At 67.7% G+C, this 13,687-nt stretch carries 15 protein-coding genes and 1 pseudogene; 10 read left to right on the forward strand and 6 right to left on the reverse strand.

The genetic code is table 11. The annotated features are described in order from the left end of the window. Positions 1 to 160 precede the first annotated feature (160 nt). The 3 genes and pseudogenes from ACFC09_RS36710 to ACFC09_RS36720 all read right to left on the reverse strand — a co-directional run bounded on the left by ACFC09_RS36710 (position 161) and on the right by ACFC09_RS36720 (position 3,883). Complete coding sequence (locus tag ACFC09_RS36710) at positions 161 to 2,416, reverse strand: SpoIIE family protein phosphatase (protein WP_376535745.1); 2,256 nt, start codon at positions 2,414 to 2,416, stop codon at positions 161 to 163. 206 nt (positions 2,417 to 2,622) lie between these two features. After that, a complete protein-coding gene (locus tag ACFC09_RS36715) occupies positions 2,623 to 3,243 on the reverse strand; it encodes a TetR/AcrR family transcriptional regulator (protein WP_376535747.1) in 621 nt (206 codons plus the stop codon). 87 nt (positions 3,244 to 3,330) lie between these two features. Then, positions 3,331 to 3,883 (reverse strand): annotated as a pseudogene (locus ACFC09_RS36720) (SDR family NAD(P)-dependent oxidoreductase). A 394-nt stretch (positions 3,884 to 4,277) separates the two neighbouring features. Here ACFC09_RS36720 and ACFC09_RS36725 point away from each other — a divergent pair. The 5 genes from ACFC09_RS36725 to ACFC09_RS36745 all read left to right on the forward strand — a co-directional run bounded on the left by ACFC09_RS36725 (position 4,278) and on the right by ACFC09_RS36745 (position 8,100). Next, positions 4,278 to 5,309 (forward strand): NAD(P)H-dependent flavin oxidoreductase, encoded by a 1,032-nt coding sequence (locus ACFC09_RS36725; protein WP_376535749.1) that lies wholly within the window; start codon positions 4,278 to 4,280, stop codon positions 5,307 to 5,309. Between the two features lie 247 nt (positions 5,310 to 5,556). Beyond that, complete coding sequence (locus ACFC09_RS36730; protein ID WP_376535751.1) at positions 5,557 to 5,970, forward strand: VOC family protein; 414 nt, start codon at positions 5,557 to 5,559, stop codon at positions 5,968 to 5,970. A 353-nt stretch (positions 5,971 to 6,323) separates the two neighbouring features. Further along, positions 6,324 to 6,935, forward strand: coding sequence for an NAD(P)H:quinone oxidoreductase (gene wrbA, locus ACFC09_RS36735; protein WP_376535753.1), 612 nt, complete (start codon positions 6,324 to 6,326; stop codon positions 6,933 to 6,935). Between the two features lie 329 nt (positions 6,936 to 7,264). Continuing rightward, on the forward strand, positions 7,265 to 7,567 hold the full coding sequence (locus ACFC09_RS36740; protein ID WP_376535755.1) for a muconolactone Delta-isomerase family protein: 303 nt from the start codon (positions 7,265 to 7,267) through the stop codon (positions 7,565 to 7,567). A gap of 161 nt (positions 7,568 to 7,728) precedes the next feature. Continuing rightward, on the forward strand, positions 7,729 to 8,100 hold the full coding sequence (locus tag ACFC09_RS36745) for a YybH family protein (protein ID WP_376535757.1): 372 nt from the start codon (positions 7,729 to 7,731) through the stop codon (positions 8,098 to 8,100). Here the strand turns inward: ACFC09_RS36745 and ACFC09_RS36750 are convergent. Beyond that, positions 8,079 to 9,029 (reverse strand): DJ-1/PfpI family protein, encoded by a 951-nt coding sequence (locus ACFC09_RS36750; protein ID WP_376535759.1) that lies wholly within the window; start codon positions 9,027 to 9,029, stop codon positions 8,079 to 8,081. The genes ACFC09_RS36745 and ACFC09_RS36750 overlap by 22 nt on opposite strands. 226 nt (positions 9,030 to 9,255) lie before the next feature. Further along, a complete protein-coding gene (locus ACFC09_RS36755) occupies positions 9,256 to 9,867 on the reverse strand; it encodes a TetR/AcrR family transcriptional regulator (RefSeq protein ID WP_376535761.1) in 612 nt (203 codons plus the stop codon). Positions 9,868 to 10,016: 149 nt separating this feature from the next. Here ACFC09_RS36755 and ACFC09_RS36760 point away from each other — a divergent pair, with 149 nt between their 5' ends. From ACFC09_RS36760 to ACFC09_RS36780, 5 genes are all read left to right on the forward strand, one after another. After that, entirely contained in the window at positions 10,017 to 10,604 is a 588-nt protein-coding gene (locus ACFC09_RS36760) for an ester cyclase (protein ID WP_376535763.1), read from the forward strand. Between the two features lie 317 nt (positions 10,605 to 10,921). Next, the gene (locus ACFC09_RS36765) at positions 10,922 to 11,383 is read left to right on the forward strand and encodes a hypothetical protein (protein ID WP_376535765.1); all 462 of its coding nucleotides are present in this window, start codon (positions 10,922 to 10,924) and stop codon (positions 11,381 to 11,383) included. After that, the gene (locus ACFC09_RS36770) at positions 11,373 to 12,122 is read left to right on the forward strand and encodes a cytochrome P450 (protein WP_376535767.1); all 750 of its coding nucleotides are present in this window, start codon (positions 11,373 to 11,375) and stop codon (positions 12,120 to 12,122) included. The genes ACFC09_RS36765 and ACFC09_RS36770 overlap by 11 nt, the downstream gene beginning before the upstream one ends. An 88-nt stretch (positions 12,123 to 12,210) precedes the next feature. Next, complete coding sequence (locus tag ACFC09_RS36775) at positions 12,211 to 12,417, forward strand: ferredoxin (RefSeq protein ID WP_376535769.1); 207 nt, start codon at positions 12,211 to 12,213, stop codon at positions 12,415 to 12,417. Between the two features lie 302 nt (positions 12,418 to 12,719). Next, positions 12,720 to 13,349 (forward strand): HAD-IA family hydrolase, encoded by a 630-nt coding sequence (locus ACFC09_RS36780; protein ID WP_376535771.1) that lies wholly within the window; start codon positions 12,720 to 12,722, stop codon positions 13,347 to 13,349. Here the strand turns inward: ACFC09_RS36780 and ACFC09_RS36785 are convergent. Next, positions 13,346 to 13,567: a hypothetical protein gene (locus ACFC09_RS36785; RefSeq protein WP_376535773.1), complete on the reverse strand. Its 222-nt coding sequence runs from the start codon at positions 13,565 to 13,567 to the stop codon at positions 13,346 to 13,348. The genes ACFC09_RS36780 and ACFC09_RS36785 overlap by 4 nt on opposite strands. Positions 13,568 to 13,687 lie beyond the last annotated feature (120 nt).

Here is a 13,687-nt window from a genome sequence, read left to right on the forward strand (position 1 = left end):
CAGCCCTTGTGGCTTGCCCGAGCCGTGTGCGGTGATAAGTCGCATGCACGGTTCCGAGGGGGCGGCGGCGCAGCAATGCGCCGTCGCTACCCGACCGGGTTGCTGGACAATTGACGACCCGGGAGCGGTTCACTCGGCCTGGACTGCATCACCAAGTGGCTCAGGCATCCGGAATGGCCACATCCAGCCACACCGTTTTGCCGCGGCCGTTCGGGGAGGTGTTCCACTGGTTGGACAGGGCCTCCACGATGAGGAGGCCGCGGCCGTGCTCGGCCTGTGCGTTCTCTTCTTCGGCGAGCGCCAGGGGAGAGGGGACGGGTGGGTTGCTGTCGGAGTCCCGTACCTCGAGCCGGACATGGTCCGCAAAGGCCCGCAGGCGCAGGTCGACGTCGCTGCCTGCGTGGATGAGCGCGTTGGTCACGATCTCGGAGACGATGAGTCGGAGGGTGTCCGAGATCTCCGCCAACCCCCAGGAGCTCAACCGGTCGTCCACGAAAGAACGCGCGGCCTTGACTCCGTGCAGGTCACGCTGCTGGATGTGCAGGCTTCCCGTCCGCGGCGGCACACCCTCGCCACCGGCGTCCTCGTAGCGGGCCAGCAGCAGCACCGCGTCGTCGCGGCGCTGGTGGGGGCCGAGTGCGTCGGCGATGAGGAGGTCGGCCATCTGCTCGAGATCGCCTCCGGTCTCCCGGCTGCTGGAACCGAACAGAGCTCTCGCGCGCGGCTCGGGGTCGGTTCCGTCGCAGCCGATCAGGCCGTCGGAGTACAGCATCAGCACACTCCCGGGCTCGACAACATGCTCACGTCCCTGGTAGACGTGGCTCAGCGTGACGCCCAGAGGCAGGTTGGCGGGCGCATCGAGCGTGCTGGTGGTCCCGTCGGGTCCCTGCACCAGCGGCGCGGGATGGCCGGCCAGGGCCACCTCCGCCATGCCGTCGGCCGTGTCCAGCGCGATGACGCAGCAGGTCACCAGCTGCTCCGTGCCGAATGCGGCGAGCAGCCTGCCGGTCCGGTCGATCACCGCGGAGGGGCTGTGACCTTCGGCGGCGTAAGAAGTCACCGCGGTGCGCGCCTGGCTCATCACAGCGGCGCTCTCCATGGCATGGCCTTCGACGTCGCCGACGACCAGCACCACCCGCTCGCCCGGCCCTTTGATCACGTCATACCAGTCGCCGCCCACCTTGGACGTGCCTGTGGCGGGCCGGAACCGCGCGGTGGCGGCGAGTTGGGGCAGCTCGCAGAGCGTGGACGGGAGCAGCCGCCGTTGGAGACACTCGGCGACCGCGTGCTGCTCTGCACTCAGCTCGACACGCTTCACCGCCGCACCCAGCAATCCTGCCATCGTGCTCAGCACGGCCCTCTCCTCGGTCGGGAAGCGGCGGGGGCCTTTGAACGACAGGCAGCAGACGCCGGTGGCATGGCTGCCACCGACGGGAGGAAGGTCGATGAAGTACGACCTGGTTGCGCTCAGCGGAAGGTACGCCTCGGCTTGCGACTCATCATCGAAAGAGTCCGGGTCGTCACCCGACGGCCGGTGCTCGGAAATGAACAGCGGACGTCCTCGGACCGCCTCCGCCGCCGGTATCCGGGCGTCCAGCCGGGTGCCATGGACGTTCCGGACCACGCCGGAAGACGCCCCACATTGCCCGAGAACCCACAGACGGCCCTCACTGGCAGAGGCCAGTACCAGGGACCGGGCACGGAACGGGGACATGACGTAGGACCGGGCTGCCCGGACAATGTCGTCCATGGTCGCGGCCTGGTTCAGCATTTCGGCAAGACGCCGAAGCGGGTACATCAGGCTTGTGCCCACAGAACCGGGGACACCGGGAATCCCCCAGCCCGGCGTGTCGGTGTCCGCCTCCGGACTGAAGACCGGAACGAGCAGCGGCGTGGGTCCGGGCGCGATGACTGCGCCGCTCCCGGCGAGCTCAGCGAGGGCCACGGCAAGCCCGTCACCGATCTCCTGCAACCCTGCGCGGTCCGCCGTTCCGTAGGCGCCATGGGTTTCCAGCCGGACGACGGTGACGGCGCCGAAGCGGTGCTTCTCAGTGATGACCGGAGCCGCGAGAGCCATGTAAGGAAAGCTTGACATGTACTGCTGGTCCGCTTCCCTCGGGCCGGGGTCGGCCAGAACCTCCACTCTCCCTGACGCCAGGGCACGTGCCGACGCCCAGGGCGCCGCCACGTCCATTCGCCCGGGAAGTGTGAAGACGGAAGGCAGGCTGCCGCCGATCATCGCGGCCCGGAGTTCGTTGCGATCCTCGTCAAGGAGGTACACCACTGCCGCCACGGCACCCAGTCGGTGCACCGCCTCGCAGATCCCGCAGTGCAGGATTGTCACCAGATCAGTGCCCCGGATCCGCGTCGCCCCGTGTCTGCGGCGGTCTTCTCCTGCTGCGTCGAAGCTCTCCACTGAACAGCTCCCTACAGCGAGAAGTATAGGTTCGCCGGCCGATGGATCGCGTCCTGTGAAGTGGTGTACCGATCGTGTGAGGTTGCCTCCCGCGAACGGGCATCCGGCGCGCAGGCGGGCCTTGCCTCGCTCGGGCTTTGCCGAGTCACTCGCCACGGAGACTACGCGGCTGAGCGAGTATCCGAGCGATCCGGGGCCAGGGTCGGTCAGGAGCTGACGGCAGCCGTGTTCGTTCGGCGCACGGAAAGCAGCGAGAGGCAGTTCTCCCACAGTGCTTCGAGGTGCTGGGGGTTGTTGTAGAGCTTGGCGAACAGCACCTGGCCCTCAAGCTGAGCGACGATCGACCGGGCGGCCTCACGGGTGTCACCGAGAGCGGTCTCACCAGGCTCTCGGGCTTCGGCGATGACCTGGTCGACCATCTCCACCTGGGCCTCGAAGATCTGCTGCAGGCGTTTGCGGATGGGCTCGGTCTGGTTGCTCAGCTCCAGGGTGAGGTTGCCGAACATGCATCCGGAGACGGTTCCGCAGTTCTGCTGGTTTTCCCGCAGGCCGGCCTCGGTCTCCTCGAACAGCCGGCGCAGCCGCGAGAGCGGCTCCGCGTCGTCCTGCAGGACCCGGGACCAGGCACTGCGCTGAGCCTCCCAGTGTTCGTCCAGCACGGCCAGGGCCAGAGCCTCTTTGGACTCGAAGAAGTAGTAGAAGCTGCCCTTGGGCACGCCTGCGGCCTTGCAGATCTCGGCCACGCCGAGCCCGGAGTAGCCGCGCGACTCGATGAGCTCCTGCGCGACGGTGAGGATCTTCTCCCTCGCATCACTGGTACGTCCCATGACGCAAGTTTACGACCAGTCGTCTATAACGAGACGCGCTCCTCCTGGGCGTCTGGCAGGACGCCTGGGGGAGGGAGGGGGGAAGGATCAGTGGCCGGCGCTCTGGTCGCAGTCGACGTGGAGAATCTCTCCTGTGACGAAGGGGGCGTTCTCCACGGGAACGGCTGCCTCCACGATGCCGCCGATCTCGCCCGTCCGGCAGACCGGGTGAAGGCCGGCGAGCGTCTAGTGCGTGTTGTCCAGGTGCATCGGCGTCTTGATGACGCCGACGCGACGGCGTTGCTGTGGACGCCTCGGGTGGCGTACTCGATCGCCAGAGCCTCAGATTTGACGCCCGTGACTGCGTCGTAGTCCTCCTGCGTGTATCCGGTGAACGCCTTGGCGACGAAGATGCTGGCGTTGTTGACCAGGGTGTCGATGCAGCCGAAGCGCTCGAGCTCAGCGGCGATGACACGCTCGGCTGTGGCTGGGTCGGTGACGTCGCCTGAACGCTGAGGACGTCCGGATCCTCCGAGGCGGCAATGCCACTGGAGGTGGCGACGCCGGTGTAGCTGAGCTTGCGGTAGGCGTCCACCAGGCCGGCGCCGATGCCCTGAGACGCGCCGGCGACGACGGCAACCTTCTTGCCGGGAATGCTCATGACGACCTTCATTGCGGTAGTCGTTCGAAAACCAGCGCTGCGAGCCGGTCACCGGAATGAACTAGTCAACCGGTCGACTATGATTGCGGTGTTTCCGGCAGCCCGGTCTCCGGCCGGCCCATGACCTGCGGTGGGAGCCCACGCCTAGCGGTTGGGAGAAAGTCCGTCATGGAAAGTGCCCTGGGGGCTGCGCACGGTGAGGCCATGGGCACCCCAAAGGTGGGTGGACCGGTGCCGAGAAGGGAGCAGGGTATGCGGGATTTCTTCGGCCGGGATCACCACTTCCGTCCCGAAAGCGCCGCTCCGCCGTGGGCTCGACCGGCGCCGGGCTGCCCATGCCCTACGGGCCGGGGACTTCTGCGGAGTGCCGAGGTTCCCGGGAAGGAGACTTCTGATGGCTTCGACGCTCACTGATCTGGGGGTGGAAGTACCGGTTCTGGCGGCGCCGATGGCAGGCGGTCCGACCACGCCCGAACTGGTCATCGCGGCGGCCGGTGGCGGCGGCCTTGGCTTCCTCGCCGGCGGGTACAAGACCACGGAGGCCCTGGGTGAGCAGATCGCCCGCGTCCGTTCGGCGGGCGTCGGCTTCGGGGTCAACTTGTTCGCTCCCCGCCCCGTACCGGTGGATCCCGAAGCTTTCCGCGTTTTCGCCCGAGCGATCGCACCGGAGGCTCGGGCATACGGTCTCGACGCCGCGGAGGACGGGATCGTGGAGGACGACGACCGTTGGAGAGCCAAGATCGATCTACTGCTTTCTTCCCCCATACCCGTCGTCAGCTTCACCTTCGGCATCCCGGAACCGGCCGTTGTCGCGGCCTTTCGCGCGGCCGGAACGCTGGTCGTCCAGACGGTCACCTCGCCGGTGGAAGCGAGTGCAGCCGCGGAAGCAGGCGTCGACGTACTCGCCGTACAGGCTTCAGCCGCGGGAGGCCACTCGGGAACGTGGACCCCGCAGCGCACGCCCCCCTTCGTGCCCCTGCCTGACCTGCTGAAGGCGGTGCGGAAGGAAGTGTCTGTGCCCCTTGTGGCCGCAGGTGGCATTGCCACACCGGACGAGGTGAGTGAAGCGCTTGCGGCCGGGGCCGTCGCGGTCATGGTGGGTACCGTCCTGCTGCGCGCCGACGAAGCCGGGACCTCGGCCCCCTACCGCACTGCGATTGCTGACCCCGCACGCAAGGGGACTGTGGTGACCCGGGCGTTCACCGGCCGCCCGGCACGGGCACTGCGCAACGCCTTCACCGATCGGTACAGCGGCCTGGCCCCGGACGGTTACCCTGCCCTGCACCACTTGACCAGCCCGATACGCAGAGCCGCAGCAGCGGCGAACGATCCCGAGCGGATCAATCTGTGGGCCGGAACGGGCTACCGTCACGCCACGGCGGAGCCCGTCAGGCAGATTCTTCACCGGTTGGCGTCCCGGGGCTGAAAGTCCTGGCCTTCGTGTGGCCGAACCTTGAGCCATACGCGGACCCGGCACTGCGTGAAGACATCGTCAGCGTTGTCGAGGAACTCGACGCGCACCGGGTGGCCGAGCCGACGGCGCTGCTCGCATGAGTGAGTCCCACGCTGCTTCGACCCCGCTCCCGCCGGTTCGTCCGAGCGGAGCCGGTCCCCAACCTGTTCGGACCGCCTGGAGACTGGCGGCCGACGACCAGAGAGGAAGACGACGCAACATGAGCACGTTCACCGGGATTGCCCACATAGCCATAGTGGTGCACGACATGGATGCCAGCGTCGACTGGTACCGGCGCGCGCTCGGATTCGAGCCCGACGGCGGAGTGAGGCCCGGGCCGGTCGAGGTGGGGCATCCACGGCAGATCATGCACCACCCCGACAGCGGGCTCGTCCTGGCCGTCCACGAACCCCTGCGGCGCAGCGGCGACATGTTCGACCCGTCCCGCACCGGGCTCGACCATTTCTCGCTCGCCGTTTCCGACCGGGCTGCTCTGGACGGTTGGGCCCGGCGTCTGGACGGTCTCGGGGTGCCTCGTTCGCCGGTACGGGACGCCGGCTATGCGGAGTTCGTCTCCGTGGCCGACCCGGACGGTATCGCCTGGGAGTTGTGGGCCACCAAGCCGGCGCGCTGAGCAGGCCACACCCGTCAGGGGCCGCGTAGCGTGACGCCTTGCTGCCTGCGGGTCGGCAAACTGTCTACCGACGGTCGGCGCTTTGCGCGGGCCCATGACGCCCTGTTCGCCCCTGGCGCCGCCGCGAAGGGTCTGCTGCGAGTCCTCGACAGTGGCGCAAATCCGCGTGCCGGGCAGCCTGTCAGCTACGTCACCAATCTCTCCGAAGAGCGCACCTGACCAGCCGCGTTGTCACGTCATGCCGACCTAAGTCTGCTTTCACATTTTGAAGTAGCCGACCGGTCTACTATTATTCGAATCGGTCGACGTCACGACCACCTGTACCGAATCCCCCATGAAAGTGGAGAGTCCCTGTGGCCACCCCCGTCAAGCTCGCCGTTGTCTACTACTCGTCCACCGGCACCATCGCCGAGATCGCCAAGGAGCTCCGCGATGCCGGCGTGAAGGCCGGTGCCGAAGTCCGCCTGCTCAAGGTCGCCGAACTCGCCCCCCAGGCAGCCATCGACTCCAACCCCGCCTGGGCCGCCACCCACGCCGCCACCGCGGACATCCCCGAGGCCACCCCCGAGGACATCGAGTGGGCCGACGCGGTCCTCTTCGGCACCCCCACTCGATTCGGGAACGTCTCCTCCCAGCTCAAGCAGTTCATCGACACCCTCGGCGGCCTCTGGGCCCAGGGCAAGCTCGCCGACAAGGTCTACAGCGGCTTCGTATCCAGCGCCACGGCTCACGCAGGCCAGGAGTCCACCCTGCTTGCCCTCTACAACTCCATCCACCACTTCGGCGGCATCACCGCCAGCCCCGGCTTCACCGATCCCGCCAAGTTCATCGACGGCAACCCGTACGGCACCTCTCACGTCGACGCCCAAGGCAACAACCCCGTCGGCGACACCACCCGGACCGCCGCCCGCATCCAGGCCGAGCGTGCCGTCAAGATCGCCGCTGCGCTCAAGACCGCTGCCTGATCAGCCCGCTGGACGCAAGCCTGTCGGCGCCGCTCCTGCGGCGCCGCTCCTGCGGCGCCGACGGCGGGGTATCAGTACCGCTGCGTGCCACACGGTTAACGCTCTGCCGGTGCCGCGGCCCAGCGGCTCCTCCCCTTCGTGGGAGGCCTGTCCGTCCTCCGGCGCAGCGCTGGTGCCGAGGGCGACAGGTGGCTCCGTTTTCGCCGTTCGGCTGAAGCGGTCTGCAGTGAACCGGCACTGCCACGCCTCACCTCGCTGTCCGTCGGTGATGGGCCGCCCCTGTCCCCATCGGAAGCCACCCCGAACAGAACTGAGAGAGGAAAACGACCATGAAAGAGTTCCTGGTCGAGCTCACCACGACCGTGCCCGAGGGCACCGACCCCGCCGAAGTCGATCGGCGTCGCGCTGCCGAGGCTGTTCGGGCGAAGGAGCTCGCCTCCACGGGCCACCTGGTCCGGCTGTGGCGCCCGGTGGGCGAGCTCCGCAGCATTGGTGTGTGGCGCGCCGACGACGAGGCGGATCTGCGCGAGAAGGTCCTTGGAACACTGCCCCTGTGGCCCTGGATGACCGCAGTGGCCACCGCCGTACAGTCGCATCCCAACGACCCGGGCCCGACCGGCTACACGGCCTGATCGAGCCGCCCCCTGCCCGTGTTTCCTGCAGCCGTGGCGGCTGTGCAGGAAGCAACGTTGGATCCGCCGCCTGCGCGATGCCGCGTCCAGGCGCCAGGCAGGTTCCACGAGCAAGGAACACCCATCACCCGGCGCCGCCCCTTCATGAGAGGAGAACCCTGATGACCAGCACAGCAGCGCAGGAAGCGATTCTGCGTGGAGTCATGGACCGATGGAAGGCCGCGATCGATACACACGAGCCGCAGGAAGTCGCCTCACATTTCGCCAAGGACGCCATCTTCCAGGGGCTTCGTCCCTTCACCGTCGGCCGTCAGGGCGTCGCCGAATACTACGAATCCCAGCCCCTCGTCTTGACGGCGGACTACCAGGTACTGGAAACACGGCAGTTGGCCGAGGAGGTCCTGCTCGGCTACCTGGGCGTCGACTTCTCATTCACCGACCGGCCGACCCTCAAGGTCACGCTCGGCGTGGTCCTCAGGCATGTCGCCGGCCAGTGGCTCATCGCCCACTATCAGGTGTCGAAGGTGAACTGACGAGCGGAGGATGCGGTGGGAGCCGGCCCTGGCCCGCCCCTGGCCCCACTGGGCGAAGCGCCCGTAGACGATGGCCGGTGGGGTCCGAAGACGGGCGGAAGCTGCCGCCGGGTGCAGCCGGAAGTGGCTACGGAGATGATTGCGGTCGGTGTCTCGCGGCCATGCGCGGGTTCGGTGGGCCGACCGACTTTGATCGTCGGCCGGGCGGACTGCGGGAACGCCGGGAGCGGCCGCCAGTCGATGTCAGCAGGCAGCACCCGCCGGCCTGACGACATCCTGGTCCGGTTGATGGGTGCGCATCGTCGTTGACCTCCCAGCTCGGTGATGTCCGGGGCGGGCCCGACGCGGGAACGGGCGTCCTGCGACCCAGCACAGACGGGGTGGGTCCGAGCTTCGGCGTTCTCCTGGAAGCATGAGCCGTACTGGCGTGGCGGCCCGACGGCGTCATCCCCGGCGTCGGTGAAGGCCGTGACACGGTAGGCGGCGAATGGTGAAACGCCGTGGATCCTCGTGGCCCGCATCGCGGCCGGGGCGTGGCAGACGACGGTGAGTGGCTTGCCCGAGGTGAGCGCCGCGGTCAGCAGCCGGCCTGTGTCGGCGTCGGCCCACAGGTCTTCCATCGGACCGTGGCCGCCGGGGAAGTAAACGGCGTCGTAGTCCAGGCGGGCGTCCGAGATCTGGATGGGACGCCGCATCTCCTCTGCTGAGCGGATGATGCCCTCCAGTTCCAGGGCGATCCCAGCACTGCCTGCCATGTCGGGGCGCAGGCTCATCATGTCGACGTTCGCGACGACGCCGTTGGGAGTGGCCACCACGACCTGGTGGCCGGCTTCCGCGAGCGCCTTGTACGGTGCCGTGAATTCCTCGGTCCAGTAGCCGGTCGCATACCGGGTGCCGTCCTTGAGCGTCCAGTACGTGGCTCCCGTCATTACGAACAGCAGCTTCGGCATGGTCGATCACGCCCGCAGTCCCGGTTCGACGCCCATGTTGGCACTGCGGAACCGTTCCTTGATCCCGCGGACGCGCGCGAAGCTTTCGTTCGTACCCGTACGACACCCTGGTCCCTCTCTCCGGGCTCATCTCGGCAGCACCGGGGAAGCCCGGGCAGGTCGACGGCCAGGGCCGCGCCGCCGTAGCGCCGGGGAGGTGCTGCCGTCAGTACAACGTGGCGATCGCGGTCCGGAACAGGAATTCCTCGGTCCGGTCCCACGACCAGCGGTTCTCGATCACGAATATGCGCCAACCACTGGGGCCGAACCAGAACCACAGCAGGTCTGACGCCTCGTCGACCGAACAGCGCGGGGGCGGTGTCAGAGTGTGGAGGTGACGGGCCGCGGCGTGCAGGGCGGCACGGTAGTCCGCGGTCGCCCGTTCCCACAGTGCCTCGCCGTGCTCGTGCGAGGGCAGGGCCTTGCGGATCGCCTCGTGCACGGTGAACTGCCCCTCGTTGCCCTTCCGCGTGCCGCGAGTGAGCGCTTCGAGCACCGCCTCGGGCGTCCGCTGGGCGGTCAGGTGTGCCATGGCCTGCTCGTAGCCCGAAGCGGCGACGCCTTCGTCGACGATCCGGTCCAGGATGTCCCGCTTGCTGCCCACGCTGGCGAAGACGGTCTTCGACGCGACCCCGGCCGCCGCTGCGATGTCCGCAACGGTCACCCGTCCATAACCGCGGTCGGCGAACAGTCCGGTGGCGTGCTGCAGGATCAGCTCACGCGTCTGAGCTGCGGCCTTCTCGCGCAATGGAGAGCTGTACGCGCGCTTGGATGCCATGGCCCCATGCTACCGATGGCCGTTTGACGTATTGATTAGGCGCTCTATAACCTTAAATTGTTCCAGCCAGGCGGGCCTCAGATCGCCACGGCTGCCGAGCACTGGTTTGTGGCAGCAGCAAAGAACCGCGCAGCGGAGAGGTGACGACGTTGACCTTGGAAAGCGCCGAACTGGCACACGGGCTCTTCCGGATACTCGAGACGGGCGACCCGTCACTGGCTGCCGAGGTCGTGGGCGAGGACAACTACAACCGCGAGGCCACCGTCGCGCCTCCGGCCTGTAGCATCCCCGGTCCGGCGGGCGCCCTGGCTTCGGGCGCGTGGCTGCGGTCGGCCTTCAGCGGCCTGCGCTTTGCCGTCCTCGGCGTTGCCCACAACGACGATCAGGTCTGGATCCGGCTGCGCATGCAGGGTCGGCACACCGGCCCGTTCGTACGTTTCCGGGACGGCAAGCTCGACCAGGCTGTCCCTCCGACCGGACGTGAGATCGACGTCGAGCAGATTCACCTGCTCGACGTCCGCGACGGGAAGGTGGTCCGGCACGAAGGAGTCCGGGACGACATCACCATGCTCGGCCAGCTCGGCGTCTTCCCACCGGCTCCGGCCACCGCCTTGCGTATGCTCGCCTGGCGGGTGTCCGGACGAGCCGCCCGTGCGGCCGCCGAGGTCACGAAGCTGGCCGCCGACGCCGCTGGCACCCTGGCGGACAGCTCACGTTCGTCGGCACGGAGCCGCTGAGGAGCTGTCCGGCCGGAGGTCCCGGCCGCTCCACCCGTTGAACGATGACGTCCGGCCATGAAACCGGCATGGACTGGCCCTGGGCCGGGGCACTCGACCGCGCCACGTGTCTGGCCCCAATGCCGTGACCCTGCTTTTGATGTTGGATTCTTCACGGATCCGACAGGCGACCTGACCAGGTCACATCTCCTGCGGCCCTCTGCCGAGCAGTGATGATCGGCTCCGGCGACACAACTTGCCGTTCGCGCAATTCCGGCTGCGGCCCGGCGATTCGGGCGCCTTCACGCTTACGTTCCATATCTTCCTTGGAGCTCAACATGACCGAGCAACTGACGCGCGGGTTCGTCGCCACGGACCGCGAGGTCCGGTGCCCGTTCGATCCTTCCGAGCGACTCGCGAAGATGGCCCGACGCGAGGAACCCACCCGGGTCACGGTGTTCGAGCGGGAGTACGGCGAGGTCGAGGTACTGACGTTCCACCGCTACGCCGATGTACGGGCTCTTTACAACGACCCCCGTCTCGACCACAGCTTCATCCCTGCGCCCGACGGAGCCATGCAGACCGCGCAGCCGGGCTTCTTCCCGCGGTTCCACGGCACGGAGCACACCCGGCTGCGTCGTATGGTCGCCGGCTCCTTCACGCCCAAGCGCGTCGCGCAGCTGCGGCCGAGGATCGAGAGCATCATCTCCGAGCTCCTGGACGAGGTGGAGGAAGCCGGACCGGGCGTAGACCTGTTCAAGGTCCTACGCCCTTCCGCTGCCCTCCATCGTGATCGGTGAGATTCTGGGCATCCCCAGTGCCGAGCACCGGGGCTTCGACCGGATGTGCGCGGGGATCGTCGACCTCTCGCTGCCGCCCAAGGAGGCATTCGAGAACTTCACGCGGCTGAACGACTACGTCGGCGGCCTCGTGGCCCAGAACCACAAGAACCCGACCGACGGCCTGATCGGCGCGCTGGTGGAACAGCGGCACGGCGAAGTCAGCGACGATGAGATCGTCGGCATGGTCGGCGCACTGGTCCTCGCGGGCCACGAGACGTCGGCGTCGACGATCGCACTGAGCACTCTGGCGTTGATGCAGCAGCCCGAGCAACTCGCCATCCTGCTCGACGACGCGAACTCCGCGGCGGACGCAGCGGAGGAACTGCTCCGCTACATGAGCGTCGCGGGTGGCTTCCCCCGGATGGCGACCGAGGACGTCGCCATCGGTGGATACACGGTGAAGGCCGGCGAGTGGGTCGTTGCGTCGCCACTGAACGCGAACCGGGACCCGGAGGTCGTCTCCGGAGACCCGAACACCCTTGACCTGACCCGTGAACCGATCCAGGTCATGACCTTCGGGTCCGGAATCCACCAGTGCCCCGGACAGCATCTGGCCCGTGCGGAACTGCAGATGGCCCTGGTCCCCCTCTTCCGCCGGTTCCCCGGCCTGCGGCTCGCCGTACCGGCCGAGCAGCTGTCCTTCCACCGCTTCGGACCGAACGTCTACGCCCTGGATGCCCTCCCCGTCGCCTGGTGAGCACCGGGCGAGCCCTCGCGAACACCAGGGGGCCCGCCCGACGGAGCTCCCTCGTATGCACGACTCAGGATATTTCGGAGAACAATTCATGATTGTCACGGTGGAAGAGGACAAGTGCGTCGCCGGCGGCCAGTGTGTCGTAGCGGCGCCTGCGGTCTTCGACCAGCGGGATGACGACGGTGTCGTGATTCTGCTTCAGGAGAAGCCGCCTGTGGAGGAGTTCGAACGGGTGAGGACGGCCGCGACGATCTGCCCCGCTGCCGCCATTCGACTGACGGAGTCGCTGGGCTCATGACCGCTGACGTTCTGGTGGTCGGTGCTTCGGTCGGTGGACTCACGGCTGTGGAGGCGCTGCGCGCAGGGGGCCTCCGCGGCACCGTCCAGCTTGTGGCTGGATGCCGAAGCACACCCTCCCTCGATGAAGGGCCGGTGGGTCCGGTAAGGGTTCGGGCCGCGGCCGGCCCAACGTGATCCGATCCTCCGGCACCGCGACCAGCGGGTGCATTCGCGTCGCCTATACCGGGCACGGTTCGATGCCGCGGCTCGGCCCGCTTTCCCAGATCGACACATGAGCCTCATCACTAGGGGAGTTCCCAGATGTCCTACCGCGCCGGCCTCGTCCTCGACTTCGGCGGGGTGCTGACCACACCACTGCTGCCCGCCGTGCTCAATTTCGAAAAGCGCGAGGGACTGGCCGAGGGCGCGTGCATCACAGCGCTGTACCTGGACGAGGAAGGAACCCGCCGCACCCACGACCTGGAGCGCGGCGCGATCACCCAGGACCAGTGGAACGAGGCCGCGGCGGCGCGACTCGGGATCGCTCCGGGCAACCTGATGGGCAGGATCTTCGCCGACCTGCGCCCCGAACCACTGATGATCAACGCGGCTGCCGCGGCACGACGAGCAGGGATCAAGGTCGGCATCCTGTCCAACTCCGTCGGACTCGCGCCCTGGAACCTCTACGACGGATACGACCTCGACGCACTGTACGACGCCGTGGTGATCTCCGAGCACCACGGCATACACAAGCCCGACCCGGAGATCTTCCAGGCCACGCTGAAGCTTCTGGAACTGCCCGCCGAGCAGTGCGTCTTCGTCGACGACACCGCCGGCTACCTCCCGGCAGCTGCCAATCTCGGCTTCGCGACGGTCCACGCGAAGGCACCCCAGCAAACGATTTCCCAGCTTGAGGAACTGCTCGGGATCTCCCTGACCGAAGAGGTCTAGACCGTAACCGTCGTATTGCGGGTAGCGATGCGGTCGCGCATCCAGTTCCCTCGCCCGGGCTCAACCCTGACGAGCTGGTCAACGCCGATCTCAAGCGCAGCCTGCCGATACACAGCCGGGTCCGAAACCAGGTCCAACTCGCCACCGAGGCGCGCCGGTTCTTCCACCGAGGCAGGCGCCGGCCGAACATCGTCCGCGGCTGCTTCAGCGGCCAGCACGTCCGCTGCACCCTCGAACAGAGCCGATTGAGTTTCGGATCAACAGCAGGGCCGAGGCAGGCCCGACGTGACTTCTTCTGCGGGACCCGGATCTTCTACGCGGCCCGCCGGACGCGTCAC

The sequence above is a fragment of the Streptomyces sp. NPDC056161 genome, from assembly GCF_042268025.1.
GTDB lineage: Bacteria > Actinomycetota > Actinomycetes > Streptomycetales > Streptomycetaceae > Streptomyces.

Coding starts and splice junctions, on each gene's coding strand:
- ACFC09_RS36715 (WP_376535747.1), bottom strand. CDS start 3,243: ATGGGACGTACCAGTGATGCGAGGGAGAAGATCCTCACCGTCGCGCAG.
- ACFC09_RS36725 (WP_376535749.1), top strand. CDS start 4,278: ATGGCTTCGACGCTCACTGATCTGGGGGTGGAAGTACCGGTTCTGGCG.
- ACFC09_RS36730 (WP_376535751.1), top strand. CDS start 5,557: ATGAGCACGTTCACCGGGATTGCCCACATAGCCATAGTGGTGCACGAC.
- ACFC09_RS36740 (WP_376535755.1), top strand. CDS start 7,265: ATGAAAGAGTTCCTGGTCGAGCTCACCACGACCGTGCCCGAGGGCACC.
- ACFC09_RS36745 (WP_376535757.1), top strand. CDS start 7,729: ATGACCAGCACAGCAGCGCAGGAAGCGATTCTGCGTGGAGTCATGGAC.
- ACFC09_RS36750 (WP_376535759.1), bottom strand. CDS start 9,029: ATGACGGGAGCCACGTACTGGACGCTCAAGGACGGCACCCGGTATGCG.
- ACFC09_RS36755 (WP_376535761.1), bottom strand. CDS start 9,867: ATGGCATCCAAGCGCGCGTACAGCTCTCCATTGCGCGAGAAGGCCGCA.
- ACFC09_RS36765 (WP_376535765.1), top strand. CDS start 10,922: ATGACCGAGCAACTGACGCGCGGGTTCGTCGCCACGGACCGCGAGGTC.
- ACFC09_RS36775 (WP_376535769.1), top strand. CDS start 12,211: ATGATTGTCACGGTGGAAGAGGACAAGTGCGTCGCCGGCGGCCAGTGT.
- ACFC09_RS36780 (WP_376535771.1), top strand. CDS start 12,720: ATGTCCTACCGCGCCGGCCTCGTCCTCGACTTCGGCGGGGTGCTGACC.